At 45.9% G+C, this 13,775-nt stretch carries 12 protein-coding genes; all 12 read right to left on the bottom strand.

What is annotated here, in order from left to right; all coding sequences use genetic code 11:
- Window position 1 precedes the first annotated feature (1 nt).
- Window positions 2–964: a hypothetical protein gene (locus G3M70_04500; GenBank protein QPJ61187.1), complete on the bottom strand. Its 963-nt coding sequence runs from the start codon at window positions 962–964 to the stop codon at window positions 2–4.
- Window positions 948–1,571, bottom strand: coding sequence for a hypothetical protein (locus G3M70_04505; GenBank protein ID QPJ61188.1), 624 nt, complete (start codon window positions 1,569–1,571; stop codon window positions 948–950). Before G3M70_04505 ends, G3M70_04500 begins: the two co-directional genes overlap by 17 nt.
- Entirely contained in the window at window positions 1,568–3,853 is a 2,286-nt protein-coding gene (locus G3M70_04510) for a YfhO family protein (GenBank protein ID QPJ61189.1), read from the bottom strand. The genes G3M70_04505 and G3M70_04510 overlap by 4 nt, the downstream gene beginning before the upstream one ends.
- Window positions 3,837–4,943 carry a hypothetical protein gene (locus G3M70_04515; GenBank protein QPJ61190.1) on the bottom strand — a complete coding sequence of 369 codons (1,107 nt, stop codon included), beginning with the start codon at window positions 4,941–4,943 and terminating at the stop codon, window positions 3,837–3,839. Before G3M70_04515 ends, G3M70_04510 begins: the two co-directional genes overlap by 17 nt.
- Window positions 4,944–4,978: 35 nt before the next feature.
- Window positions 4,979–5,941 (bottom strand): FkbM family methyltransferase, encoded by a 963-nt coding sequence (locus G3M70_04520; GenBank protein QPJ61191.1) that lies wholly within the window; start codon window positions 5,939–5,941, stop codon window positions 4,979–4,981.
- 44 nt (window positions 5,942–5,985) lie between these two features.
- Window positions 5,986–6,999 (bottom strand): class I SAM-dependent methyltransferase, encoded by a 1,014-nt coding sequence (locus G3M70_04525; GenBank protein ID QPJ61192.1) that lies wholly within the window; start codon window positions 6,997–6,999, stop codon window positions 5,986–5,988.
- 247 nt (window positions 7,000–7,246) lie between these two features.
- Window positions 7,247–8,755, bottom strand: a complete 1,509-nt coding sequence (locus G3M70_04530) for a B12-binding domain-containing radical SAM protein (GenBank protein ID QPJ61193.1) — start codon at window positions 8,753–8,755, stop codon at window positions 7,247–7,249.
- 41 nt (window positions 8,756–8,796) lie between these two features.
- A complete protein-coding gene (locus tag G3M70_04535; GenBank protein ID QPJ61194.1) occupies window positions 8,797–9,438 on the bottom strand; it encodes an oxidoreductase in 642 nt (213 codons plus the stop codon).
- A 65-nt stretch (window positions 9,439–9,503) separates the two neighbouring features.
- Window positions 9,504–10,499: a glycosyltransferase gene (locus G3M70_04540; protein QPJ61195.1), complete on the bottom strand. Its 996-nt coding sequence runs from the start codon at window positions 10,497–10,499 to the stop codon at window positions 9,504–9,506.
- On the bottom strand, window positions 10,492–11,463 hold the full coding sequence (locus G3M70_04545; GenBank protein QPJ63711.1) for a glycosyltransferase family 2 protein: 972 nt from the start codon (window positions 11,461–11,463) through the stop codon (window positions 10,492–10,494). The genes G3M70_04540 and G3M70_04545 overlap by 8 nt, the downstream gene beginning before the upstream one ends.
- A 431-nt stretch (window positions 11,464–11,894) precedes the next feature.
- A complete protein-coding gene (locus tag G3M70_04550; protein QPJ61196.1) occupies window positions 11,895–12,755 on the bottom strand; it encodes a glycosyltransferase family 2 protein in 861 nt (286 codons plus the stop codon).
- Entirely contained in the window at window positions 12,752–13,723 is a 972-nt protein-coding gene (gene galE, locus G3M70_04555; protein QPJ61197.1) for a UDP-glucose 4-epimerase GalE, read from the bottom strand. Before galE ends, G3M70_04550 begins: the two co-directional genes overlap by 4 nt.
- Window positions 13,724–13,775 lie beyond the last annotated feature (52 nt).

Consider the following 13,775-nt stretch of genomic DNA (forward strand, 5'->3'; position numbering starts at 1 on the left):
TTCACTTCGCCATTTGAATGATTTGATTGAGATAAAATTTTCCATGGCCTCTCAAGGTGACGGCCGGAATATCAAGACACTGATTGAAAGCCTCCCGGGTTTTTTCTTCAAGCCGACCTGAATACCCATATAAATAGTCCAGTGCCGCACTTATCCTTTCAAAACCATAGGGAAATGTTTTTTTGTTTATTGCGTTTAAACGCCTCATCGCCGTTTCCCGGTTCAATGAAAAAGCATCATTGACCAGGCCCCTTTCCAGAAAAACGATCTGGTCTGGCTTAAACGAATCACAGATGGAATCGCCCATAACCTGATCGGGCGTCGTATAGCGTTCCCTTGAATAAAACGCCGACCTCCCCAGTCGATTTCGTATCAACTGGGGATATCCAAAAACCCTTCCTTCGTTAAGAATGCATGTATCGTCAGAAAGGTAATCGAATTCTGCCGGATACTGTTTATGAGCCTCCAAAGTGAGACGTGTTTTCCCGATACCGCCAAATGAGGTAACCAGAAAGTTTTTTTCTTTCAGGCGAAATCCGGCAGCAAGAATCATGATGGCCTCTTTTTTAAACAGTGCTAATCCCACCATCAGCTTCATAAAATGCTCCAGAGGAAACAGGGAAGACAGGGGAACCCGGACGATCTTCCTCAAAAACCTGGCGAAACGTTTGTTGATTAAAATTTTTGTACCCGAGGGTTTATCAAAATCACAGACTGCCAGGAAAAAATTAAACCCAAAGGGAGCCCATCGCGAAATCAACGTGTTTTGTTCGGTGTTGAAGAATACACCGGGCATCATTTCGGTTGTCGACCGCAACATGTTCTCAAACGCATTGTCCTGTTCAAATCTGAACGTCAAGTCAGCCTCCACCTCCGTTTCACCTTCAGTGCGGAAAGAAGGGGGCAACAGTGGAATTTCAGATTCCACCGACAAAATACCGTGAATGTTATATCGTCGTGACATTTGCCTGAGACCCGGGATCGCATTGTTTGAGTGCCTGTTCCAGCACGTTTTTCTCTGGCTGTTCTGCATCCAGAATCGAAATGTTTAAGACTTCTGCCATTTCCCGATAAAGGGAACGGTAAAGTTGGGCAGACTCCAAAGTGTGTTCCGGCTTTCGCGCAATAACGGTTTCCGGTTTTGCATCCAGAAAGAACACATGATCCGGGCGAGGCAGACGCCGACCAACTGCGTAGGCCAACGATTTTTTTTCCGGGAAGTCCCGAATAACAGCCAGCAGGACATCGTAGAAATAGCGATCGTATAGAATGACATCCAACGCCAGTTGATTGTTTCTCCGTTGGGTGATGTACGAATCGATGATGACATTAATAAATCGTGCCCAGAATTTGAGTCCGCGTCCGAAAAACCCATCTTTGCGCCCCCGTATCCATTTAACGAGGCCGCGCAGCAAGCCTGAATCCTGAGCGCGAGCCATTACCGTTTGACCTTTTGAAAACAGGTGAAACATCTTTACCCGCTTTCCCTGTTCTTTAAAGTGTTTCTCCAATTCACTGACCAGGGTCGATTTCCCCGTCCCGTCCAGACCAGAGAGCGCGATTCGCATCATTCCGGCCTCCTGACTGGTCTGATCAATAACAGATAACCCAGTGCAATCGCTACCAGCAGGCAGGTGGTTAAATAAATCAATGTCAAAACCCGCTGAGCTTCCAGTTCAACAATGACCGTCTGCTCCCCATCAGAAAGAGACAGACTGGATGGATCCACAAGCCAGCCGTTAAAAATTCCGTTCACTTTGATCTGCTTCAGCTCTTCACCATTCAAATGGGCTTTCCATTGAGGTGAAAAATGAATCCGGGAAGCCAGGATCGCCGGGTTTTCGTTGTTGGGATCCAAATGAACTTTTACCTGATACTTGCTACGGTTCAATCGGGACAGGCTGTTGATTTCAAGTTGCCCGGGGCTCTTTATTTTTTTATCAACAAAATCTGAAAAATCCCTGTCCGTCAATAACCAGTAGACATCGTTTGGAGATTGGGTTTCAAAGGAGTTGACCTTATCTGGAGAATAGATAACATCCTCACCTATTCGTGCTTCATATAAAGTGTGCTCTCCAAATTTCCGCGAATTTAAGAAAGGGAACTTTTCCAGGAAGGATTTGACATCACCGACTGGTGTCCGCATTTCGGGGAATGAGGAAGGCGTGACAAGAAAATCTTCTGTGAAAATTACGTAACGAATATTATAGAGCTTTAATATATTCTGAAAGGCCTGCTCATTCCGTGAAACAATCGCATTTTTTAAAAATTGATTGAGTGAAAAAACAGGATGACGGGCACTGAAATTAGAATTCACAGGATGTCTCAATAAAAATGCGTAAGGATCAAATCCAAAATATCCTCCTCCATATTGACTCCAGTCATACCCTTTGGTCTCTCCCGATGTTGGGAGAACCAGAACACCAAAATCACCCTCTTTCTGATTTAAAAAACTGGACAGCTCTTTAACATGCGGAGGAATGGTAAAAGCTGCCGAAACATGATGCCGGTCTTCAACATTGTCTTTTAATAAAACCATAAAAGCCGGGGATCCGATCAATCTTGGAAAGTTCACGATACAAACGCTCACTATCAATGCCGTCGGAATTCCCCATTTCCAGATTTTTTTTAAAGTTCTCGATTCCAACATCCACAAGATCAACCCACCAGCAAAGATTGCGTACATGAAATGAATGATAAACATATAGGTGGGTGGGCGTCTGAATACGTACAGAGGAAAATTCCTCATTAAAAATTCGATCACTCCCCCAAAGGGAGCTCGTAAAGCGGCAAATATCGGGATCGCTAACAAAAACATGAGGCCCAACGCCAGGAAAGATGAATTTTCTTTTCGGCGTACAACCAGCACAAAAAATGCACATGCCGCCAGAAGAGGAACGCAGGACAGCACCCGCATGGCGGGACTTAGCTGAAGTGAGGAAAATCGTGTGTATTTCAGGTTAACTCCAACTTCCATTTGAGGGATAAAATATCCCTTACCCGTCAATATCCTGTTGTAGCGGGTTGTTGGATATTCTGAAACAAACCGCATGGACTGAATGGTGTCCTCCATGTAGCCGCCCTTACGGGAAAGCGCTTCCTGTGTCGCAGAATTTAAAAAATTGGGAACAACCCACCAAAGATGGAACACCACCGCGCAGACGCCCAAAAGCAAATAACGAACTACCAACCGTTTAAAAGGAAATCGGTCAAGAATACCCTGAGCAAAATAAAACAAACTCAACATCAAAAGAACGAACGCAGCGACAGGTAGGTTTCCAAGCCCCGTCACCATCAGCAAACTGAGTAGACAGGGGATCAAAATCCAACGTATCGTTTCGCTTGAGCCCTGGGCTCGAATGAGTTTATCCAGACAAATTAATAGAAACGGGAAATAGGCCAGAATGAAAATAATATTAAAATTGTAGTGGCCCCGCAAAAACCAGTACTCGTTAAACATGTACATGAAGGCAGCTATCAAAGCGGTCACTTTTACAGGAGCGCCTGTTTTATTTTTATACAGGTAGCGCACCAGGCAATACATGGAAAAACCCGCCAGGAAATAGTGCAGGTAAAATACCAGCGAATTTGCAACGTTAAGGGGAAAGATCCAGCTCAGAACAAACGTTTCGAGGATCAATGGGAAATAGGAGAGGAGATTAAAAAAACGTCCGCCAATACTGCTCGGGTCCCAGGCAGTCAACAGGTTGGAAAGCTGAAGGGAAGGATTGATCGGTGGCAGATTGATATCCCAGATTGAATAGAACCCACCCCTCAGCACCACCAGAATTGGCAGCGAAAAAACCAACAATAACCCGAGAGGTCCCCGGTTCTCTTTAATGAATCTGGCCATCCTGCTTTAAACGTTCATGCAGTGCGCGGGCTGCAATCGATTGTGCCAGTGGATTTGGATGCGCGTCATCCTGAAACCTCAATCCCCTGGGTTCGTATTCCCTGTAGGCCGGGAACAAATCAATGACGTTGAAACCTCTATCCTGTGCCATCGCTTTAATTTTTTCCAAAACATCGACCTGATAGCTTTCATCCCAATCCCTGCTGTTTTCCAAATTGGGAAACAATAAAAGGTAACCAGGAATTTTTCTCTGCTTCAAGTATTTGGAGAATTGATCATAAGTCTCCGTAAGCTTGTTCCAGGAATCAGTGTGATTAAAATACAAATGCCTTGGATAATGCCATTGCACTGTTTCCTTGAGGTATCGATCTGCCAGGAAATTTAAAAACTGAAAGGGTTGACCCAGCTCCCGAAACGCTGAAACTTTTTTAAACAACCCATTTGATTGCAACAGATCTTCACGGATCAAATCCATTGCCTCCCCTGATGACATCCGTCGCTTTCTAGACGGGTGCTTTTGCAAAATGTCGTTTAACACATACCCGATCACCAGAAGATCCGGTTGGAAATGACGACCCAGGGTTTCCAGCATATTCAATTCTTCCCAGGCTGTGTAACCGCAATAGGAAAGAGTGAGCAGGTCTACATTTTGATTTTCCAATTTTCTTTGCAGAATTTTTGGATACGCAAGATCGAAACTATGCAAACCATGCCCCTTGGTATAGGAGTCACCAATAATCAGTATTCGTTTTTTATTTTTACTTTTTTGGTACCTCTGTTTTAATTGTTTAGGCGTGTAGTTTTTAGACAGCCCCTCTCCAAGACAGGTCCAGTTAATTTTGACCGGTTGTCCACTGGCATCCACCGTTCCGGTTTGATTCAACTCCATTCCCTTTTTCAATCCACTACCGGAAGCACTCTCCAGAGCTGGAATCAGCTTTCCCAGCGACCCCATCCGGAAAAGAACTTCAATGGCCAGCAGGCACAACCCGAGGGAAACAATTACCAGAAAAAAATTGACCAGGGCCGAACCCCGCTTCTCCGGTTCCCCCTCCCCGTGAGGAGCCATTTTTTCGTAAGTCAGTGCCATCAGTTAACCAGCCGCCTGTTGTAACGTTCAAAGGTTCAGGCCGGTTGCTGAGCCAATACCGGCTGCGGCGCTATCACAATGTCGCAATAATTGTTTTGGCCAAGCCCCACCCTATTGGAAAGATTAAAAAACTCTTCCCGTGTAGAAAGCGATTGCAACTCTCCTTCATCCTTAAAAAAATAAAACTGTTTTCCCTCAAACTTTTCATAGACACGTTCCAGAAACTTATCCGGGTCTTCCCCCTGCTGAACAATCGAGTAGGGCCAGAACTCCATAATGACACTCATGTTTTCGGGCAGGCTTGTCTTTTCAAACATGCCCCGCAGGATAAAAGGCTCTGCTCCCTGGCAATCCATCTTGAGCAGGCGTATGTCACCAGACTCAATGCCTTGAGCTTGTAAAAAGCCATCAAGAGTATCTGTGCCCACAACTTTTTTATGGATTTTTTCAGGATTCCGGTCCTGCCATTCCTCATCCAGGTAGAGTCTCGAATCGACAATACTTTCATGGTAGGTAAACAGGGTCATCTCCCCCTTCCTGTCCGCCATGGCCAATTCCTGGGGAAAAACACAATTGTCGTTGCCAGTTTTTTTTAAATTTTCCCGCAGGTATTTAATTTGATCACCTGGTTCAAAAGCAAAAACGCGGGCATGGGCGGGTTTTGCAAATTCCGCCATGACGATAGCTGTCAGTCCTATATTGGCACCGACATCCAGCAACACTGCACCTTTTTCAAGGGGACTCTGTCCCAGCAAGGTTCGAATAAGCCGGTAAATCCCCTCATCCTTGGTTCCTTTTACGAAACGGATGTTGCCCACGAGCGAATGACCTTCGAATTTAAAGGAGTAAAATTCCTTGTTCCCCAACGCTAGTTTGGTCACCGCATCGTCTAGATCGTTAAGAAAATAAAAAAGCTTGCTGAACCAGCCGTATTTCAACATGCGCGACAATGCTCTTCGAATCGAAACCGGAATTAATTTAATCAGAAAATTGAACATCGCTTTCCGCGCTTAATTGATTATTGACCTGCATACACAACTATTCATGCCTTTGCCGGGCTTTCTTCGACTACTCTTGTTGCCAAAACTTTATTCACTTTCGATGGACGAGCCAGAACCCTCAGGTTATCCCCCAATCCCGACCAGGTGGCCTTAAGATCCAATCGCTCCATGGAGTCTCCAGACATCAGGTTGCGCCAATTCAAATGCAAAACGCCGGCGAACACCGTCAGGATTCCCTTTAAATTTTTTTCCACTAATTCACCCTTCATAAGAGTGTTCGCAAGCTGGTAACTTGAGGATTGCAGAAATGCCGGGATGCTGTAAAAGAATCGATCGATCTGAACCGACTGGAGACCTGCCTGTTCGATAAGTCGTGCCAGAGATTTTGAACGGAAATCGTAAAGATGGGTTGTATGAAAATACCTTGAATAGTCGTCCTCTGGCGCCTCATGTTTTAAAGGCGATTGAGGCAGTTCAATGAAGATCATTCCGCCGGGTTTTAACAGCCTCTGGCAATGTTCCAGAACTTTCACGGGTTCCCTCATATGCTCAAGGACATGGGGAAAGGCAATGACATCAAAGAGACCTTCATCCGGCACCAGTTCCATCACATCTTTTTTCTGGAGATGCAGACCAAACCGTTTGAGGGCACTGGCAATCATGAAGTCATTGAACTCAAGCCCCAGAGTTTCCCAGCCTCGATTTTTAAAGCGGGACAAAAAGGTCCCATCGCAACTACCTGCCTCAAGAATCCGGCCTGGTCCCTGCCCTTCATATCCTGACAATATAAAACGTGCCTGACTGTTCGCCCGCATTTTTGCGAAGGAACATTTCAGCCGATATCTCCAGGAGTCCGTCTCGAACTCATCAAAATATTCACCAGAATAATATTCCTGAAGAGCATCAGAGGATGGGAGCCCGGTTAAATAGTAAAGTTCGCATCCGCCACAAAATGCCACTGTTAAAGATTCTCCAAACACTGCATGATGTGTTACTGCTTCAATAGTCGGAGCCTCTTTACACAGCGGGCAATGTTCTTGTGGTTGGGTATCCATGGCTATTTAAGGAGACCTCTAAAAATTCGAAAACCCGTGTTCCCGCATAACGCAGGCCCTGAAAAACCAAAACCTGGAAACGGCAAATTGTAATTTTCAGATGTTCCCTTAAGAGACTCTTCGCAGTTTTCTGTGGTGGCTACCACAAGGACTAGAGGTGGGTTCGGCAGCGATTCGAATTGTGGAGAGTTCTCGGTCATTTTTTAAATTTTCCAGGAGAGACATCCGGCTTTTACCTGTTTCCTTTTTACGCCGGGCTTCCTTCGTGCCGTGTCAGGTTGAACACATGCTGGTTTACGCGGCGTACGGCACGAGTCCCATAAGTAAATAGAAATTGCCAATCAGACTTTCGCATCCGGCTCAAAAACTGCACCTGTCGACCAACAAATTTTGGGTGAAACGCAACTCCGTATATATCCCGGATCGCCGCATAGTATTCGTCGTGCGGGATCGGTGTTTTGACAATCAGTTTGCTCATGTCGAAATCATCATAATCATCCGTAAGCAACACCCCTTCTTCAGAACACTCCTGATGGTAGGGGGTGAAATCCAATGGGGTACACAAGGTAACCTGAAGGGTCCGCGCCACTCCTTCGAACATGAGCCGCTTTACCGTATCGACAGTCTGCTGCAGTTGTTTTCGAGTTTGCCAGTAGTACCCCACCATGATTGTCAGGTGAGGGAACAATCCATATTTTGTGAACAGTTTTAAATTCGCTTCCACATCTTCCAGGCTGTACCCTTTATTCAGTCGCGCCAGAGTTTCCTCATCACTGGCCTCCATACCGATTAAAAGAAACCGGAAGTTGGCCTTGGCCAATAGCGCTACCGTTTCCTCATCCATGTAGCCGAAGCGGGTATTAAATCCGAAGTAACAATCTTTTTTATGAAGGCCACGGTCAATGATGCCTTTGGCAAACTGCCGTGCCTCAGCCCCGCGATACCAGACCCCTGAGTCATCAAAAATTTCGCGTACCCCGTAATCTTCGACAAGCCGCTGGTATTCATCCAGACTCTTTTCAACACTGCGCATCGAAAAGGTGAGGTCGGGTCCGTTGTAACGGCAGAAGGTGCATTTTCCAAACATACAATCGCGGATGACACTGGTTGCATAGGTTCCCGGTACCTGTAAATAGTTTCCGTTTTCGTAGGCATAGTCTTTCCAGCGAACCAGGTCCCTGTCAACATCAGGGGAAAGGTCCAGCGGTTCAATCTGTTTAAAGTTACCTGTGTCCAGATAATCTTTTTCATCGCGCCGGATTACCAACCCTTCTATCGGGCAATGATCTCTCCAGTTGGAATGCTCATCGATATATGGCACCAGCTTTCTCAAAACGAAGTCTATGTGATTGCTTCGAAGAATGATGTCCGCCTGGCAACGATCCAGGGTCTCTTCCGGACGACGCATGGAATGGTAACCCGTCATGACAACGATACAATTCGGACATGCTGATTTGAGTTGATCCACCAGCTTCCAATAAAATTTCATCACCGGAGTGGTGCTTTCGAAGACCACCATGTCCGGTCTCCACGCAACCAGATCGCGAAACCATTGATCAAAATCTTTTAATTGTGCGTTGCCATCGTCCCACAAAACGTCGTAACCAAGATTCTTTAACCAGGATGCCGCCTGACCGTGCACCACAGGCAGCAGATAAGTCGGTTTTTTAAAAAACTGAACGTTGCGATTCTGCGAGACCATGGCCTTCTGGCCCTGATCGTTGACAATGGGTGGATAGGAAATTGCTATTTTCATATGGGTTCCTTAAGAGCCTTCCGTCGAAAGTTTTTCGACGATTAAAAAAAGGCTTCCGTGAAAATTTTATCGCCAGAAACGCCGCCCTGCCGCAACAGATCATAAACATCGTAGATCATGGCCTGATTGCCGCACAGGTAATAAAAACTTTCCGTTTCCAGACTGGTTTCTTTCAAATAATCCGTTACCCGGCCTTGCCTGCCTTCCAAAGGTTCGCGAGACACACAGGTGACCAGGCGATCAGAATCGAAATCTTCAATGTCGCATCGATCAACCGCGTGACGGATTCCGTGAATAATCTGGCAATCCAACTCCGGGTAGCTGGTTACAAATGAATGAAACGGCGCGATGCCCGTCCCCGAAGCAATGAAAACAAACTTGCTGTTAGTTATTTTTTGAGGATCCAGTACAAAGCTACCGTAAGGTCCGTGCAGATCCACTTCAGTTCCAGGAGTTGCTGCTCTTAATTTGGGTGACACCGTTCCCTCGGGCACTTCCTTGATGAGAAACTCCAAAAACTCCGAACCCGCTCCGGAATAGGTCGAGTATTCCCGATTCACCCCGGTGCCCGGAAGACCCAGATTGACGCATTGCCCTGGGGTAAACTCAAAACCGTTACGCTCAAGCCTGAGCACATAAGTCGTCGGGGAAATATCACGAACACTTAAAACTTTATGGCGCATATTCCTCTTCCCCGAAAAAATGGTTTGTTCAGTTGTAGCGGCATGTACCAATTTTTATTCCTTTATCAACGACCCAGGGAACTTTTCAATTCTCTGGAGGTGAGTCCCTGCATGAATTTGGTTCCGTACCACAAATGAGTCAGAACAATATGAGGCAAAGCCCCCAGGGCTACTTTCCAGGATTCAAATTTTCGGATATCAAACCAGGAAATCCCCAGCGTTATGACATAGGCCAACCAACCCGCGAGGTAAAGGAGACCCGCTGTTTTTGATAAAGCGCTGAGCCCTGCGCCGACCAGAACGAACAACACCCACAGGGTCGGAATGAAATATTTGAACCGGCATGAGGTCTCCGGATAACGTTTCACAAAGAAACCACGGTGCAATCCATAATTGCCAACCTGCCTCAGGTGCTTTTTTAACCCCTTGCGCCGGTGATGCCAGACAATCATGTCCGGTACATAGAGGATTTTCATATTGGTTTGTTCGACTATCTTGAGACAAAACAAAGTGTCTTCCCCCGGCCAGTAATCAGAATCAAACCCTTCAACCTTTAGAAATAGATCACGACGCACCAGCAGGTTGACACTGGGCCAGTCGTCGACATGGCGGATGGGAGGATTCGACACATAGCGTTCAGGAAAACCACCGGAAGCGCGACTGAGATAAACTGCGCCTGAAACACGAGCCCAGAACGGATCACTGCTGGGAGTGATGCCGGGTCCACCCACAGCACCCACATCCGGGTCCTTAAAAAACTTAAAGGCAACTTCCAGCCAGTCAGGCTCGGGGTACGCATCGTCATCGATGAATGCCAGAAACTCACCTTGTGCTTTTTCAGCACCGGTATCTCGCTTGACTGCGGGGTTGACCTCACCCGTTGGTATTATCTTTACTGGCATCGAGGAGAACGCTTCCGGTAATTGCTCCTCTCCGTCGGGTAAAAGTATTACCTCGTAACCACTGAAAGACATCCGGTTGATGTGAGTGAGGGATTCATCCAGATCCGGCGACCAGGTTTTAAACGGAATGATGATCGAAAAGATGACGGGTTCACTCATGGTTGAACCCCACTCGCTTGTCCACAATATAAAGTGGCCGACGGGCAACTTCCGTATGAATGTTGCCAATGTACAGGGCCATCATTCCAAGAGCGGCCAGGACCACACCGGTCAACACGGTGTTGAACACGACGAAGTAGGCCAGTGCCGTGTAGTGAGTCAGGTGCAATACAGGTCCCGTGATCACCATGAAGATCAAAGTGCCCACCCCGAAAGCTAAAACGATCAGGCCCAGCCACCCGGTAATACGAAGCGGAAGCAGTGAAAACGAAGTGAAGGAATTGATTGCAAGGTCAATTAGGGCTCGCAGAGAAAACGATGATTCACCACCTGCACGTGCCGGTGCAACAAACTGGATATAGGTTTTTTTGAACCCCATCCAGTCGACCAGCCCACGGAAAAACCGGGTACGCTCCTGAAAGTTTCTGAGCACTTTCAATACTTCGCGATCGAGCAGGCGGAAGTCTGCCGCCTTGGGCTGAATCTTGACCTCGGAAAATTTATTGAGCAGGTAGTAGAAGGCGCGTGATCCCCATTCGCGGAACCAGGAATATTCGATAGCCGAGCGCTGGGTTGCAACAACCTGGAAACCTTCCTCCCATTTGGCGACCATTTCCTCAATAAGCGGAGGCGGATGCTGTAGATCGGCATCCATTAAGATCACGGCGTCAATATTGTCCAGGGCCTCAACTCCGGCAGTCAGGGCTATTTCTTTCCCAAAATTACGGCTGAGCGAAACTCCCTGGATACGGCTGTCTTCAGTCGCCAGCTGCTGAACAACGGCCCAGGTATCGTCAACACTGCCATCATTGACGAAAACAAATTTCCAGTTGTATTGGTCCAGATCCTTGATGACCGTATGGACAGCATCCCGAAACTGTTCAAGGTTTGTCGATTCGTTATAAGCCGGGACAACGATGGCAATTTCCCGTTTTTTCGCCCGGGGTTCGGTCTCTTTTACCATTTCCTGTTTGAGCGACGCTGTGGTCATCGAATTAGATAAATGGTTGCAAAAAATCGAAATTTCAGCGTGAGAAACTTTACAAAAAACGCCTATTCCGCATTAGGTTATTTAGCGGATTTTTTTTAAAAAAACTTGATGACTTATACCAATCATTATAGGTCTCCCTTAACTCAATGTAAATAAAAGAGTTATTTCTTTTCCAGGGCGCAAAAACAGCTCTGATTTCGAGCCTGATCAACCCCTTTCCAGGTAGGAAAAAGACGGAATTGTGATTGTTAGCACTATTGGGAAAGCGGGCGGAACATGATCTTTAGAATCAGGGATTTCCCCATTTGTTCGGAGAATGGATATCCATCAGGAACTGAATAAAACAATTGAGGAACTGAGGACAATGATTTTTCAATAAATTGGCATTGAACATACTGAGAATTTTATTTAGAGCTGTTTTTTAATAAATAAATCACACCGACCCGGAAACGGAGAAAATACATCCCCAAAGTAAGCAAGGGGTGCGCTAATAACTTTTTCCATTTTCCATTCTCCAGGAAAACCCCAAAATACCGATAGCCGATTCCAAACTGTTTTTTTATATCAGGGTCAGATTTGCCCCATTTGGCAATATAGTTGTCAAAGGTGCTGGTGTATTCAGATTTTTTCTTTAAATACGTTTTCAAATCCAGCCATTCTTCATGATGATATTTTTTATTCGTTGTGATCTGGAAATGGGCCCCCTGTTTTTTAAATTTTTTGGCCAAATCCCAATCGTCAGGGGCAAAGGCAATTTCTTTTTCATCGAATCCCTTCACCTCTTCGTATAGCGTTCGCCTGACCAATCGGGGGGCATCGATACAGGTCATCTCATAAAAACTGCGTTCAAAGTTCCTGATTTTTCCCAACCAGCCCTTTCCCATGATAATTTCCGGAATATACAAGGCGCTATAGGTCTTCAATTGTTCCACCGCTTCGGCCAGCAATTCTTTATCAAAAGTCATGTCGGCATCCGGGAAAAAAAGATACTCGCCGGTACTCCTGGAGACCCCGAGATTTACCTGGGCTCCTCTGAAATTCAGGATTCCATCCAGGTTGATATGGTCGGGGAGATTGAGAACAGGGACCTGGTACTCTTTTGCGATTTCTCTTGTGCGATCCTTCGATTGATTATCAACGACAATTATTTCGATATCAGGATGAGTTTGCTCAAGCAGACTATCCAGACAGCGTCCAATATTGCTCTCCTCATTTCGAGTGGCCAGAACAACCGAAACGCGATTTTTTTGGAGGTGTGAGGTCAATTTGAATGCCAATCCCAGGCGCTTTGAATGATTTCCTGCAAAGATTTTTCAGGACTCCACCCTAACATTTTATTTGCCAGTTGATAATCAGCCGCCAGAACAGGTGGATCGCCCTCACGTCGAGGCTTGATCTCGATCTTGACTGGTTTTTTGCCAACCTGTTGGACCATATCGATTACTTCCTTCACACTGGTTCCCCGTCCTGTCCCTAAATTGACAACAAGACTTTCTTTTTTCTCGCGCAAATAGTTTAAAGCCCGGAAATGTGCATCTGCCAGATCCGTAACATGGATGTAATCTCTTATACAGGTGCCGTCGGGTGTTTCAAAATCGTCGCCAAAAACTTCCAGGACAGGTCTTTCCCCCATTGCGGTCAATATACACAAGGGAATTAAATGGGTTTCGGGATCATGCTTCTCTCCAATACCGAAATCCGCACCGGAAGCGTTGAAATATCTCAATGCCGCATAGTTGAATCCATAAATCCGCTTATACCATTCTAGTATTTTTTCAAACATCACCTTACTTTCTCCATAAGGAGAAATCGGGTTCAAGGGGTTTGATTCGTTGATGGGAATACTGGCGGGTAAACCGTAAGTAGCACAAGTGGAGGAAAAGACTATATTCGAACAATCATATTTTCTCATCGCCTCTAAAAGATTGAGTCCGCCCTGCACATTATTTTCAAAATATTTATTCGGGTTTTTCATCGACTCACCTACATAAGCATAAGCCGCAAAATGAATGACAGAGTCGAACTGATGACTTTTAAAAACCTGATCAAGCTCTATGGGATTCAACAAGTCTCCCTGGACGAGTTGAACTTTAGCTGGCAGGTGTTCCCGATTTCCTAAAATTAAATTGTCGAATACGATGAGGTCTTGTTCATCGACTCCCTTAGAAATCAGGAAATTCACAACGTGAGACCCCACGTAGCCGGCTCCGCCGGTGATCAGAATTTTTTTCATAATGATTTAGGACTATAATGACGACCAGTCGTTTATTTTTCAGTAACATTCG

It is taken from the genome of Candidatus Nitronauta litoralis (assembly GCA_015698285.1).
Lineage (GTDB): Bacteria > Nitrospinota > Nitrospinia > Nitrospinales > Nitrospinaceae > Nitronauta > Nitronauta litoralis.

Coding starts and splice junctions, on each gene's coding strand:
- G3M70_04500 (QPJ61187.1), bottom strand. CDS start 964: ATGTCACGACGATATAACATTCACGGTATTTTGTCGGTGGAATCTGAA.
- G3M70_04505 (QPJ61188.1), bottom strand. CDS start 1,571: ATGATGCGAATCGCGCTCTCTGGTCTGGACGGGACGGGGAAATCGACC.
- G3M70_04510 (QPJ61189.1), bottom strand. CDS start 3,853: ATGGCCAGATTCATTAAAGAGAACCGGGGACCTCTCGGGTTATTGTTG.
- G3M70_04515 (QPJ61190.1), bottom strand. CDS start 4,943: ATGGCACTGACTTACGAAAAAATGGCTCCTCACGGGGAGGGGGAACCG.
- G3M70_04520 (QPJ61191.1), bottom strand. CDS start 5,941: ATGTTCAATTTTCTGATTAAATTAATTCCGGTTTCGATTCGAAGAGCA.
- G3M70_04525 (QPJ61192.1), bottom strand. CDS start 6,999: ATGGATACCCAACCACAAGAACATTGCCCGCTGTGTAAAGAGGCTCCG.
- G3M70_04530 (QPJ61193.1), bottom strand. CDS start 8,755: ATGAAAATAGCAATTTCCTATCCACCCATTGTCAACGATCAGGGCCAG.
- G3M70_04535 (QPJ61194.1), bottom strand. CDS start 9,438: ATGCGCCATAAAGTTTTAAGTGTTCGTGATATTTCCCCGACGACTTAT.
- G3M70_04540 (QPJ61195.1), bottom strand. CDS start 10,499: ATGAGTGAACCCGTCATCTTTTCGATCATCATTCCGTTTAAAACCTGG.
- G3M70_04545 (QPJ63711.1), bottom strand. CDS start 11,463: ATGGTAAAAGAGACCGAACCCCGGGCGAAAAAACGGGAAATTGCCATC.
- galE (QPJ61197.1), bottom strand. CDS start 13,723: ATGAAAAAAATTCTGATCACCGGCGGAGCCGGCTACGTGGGGTCTCAC.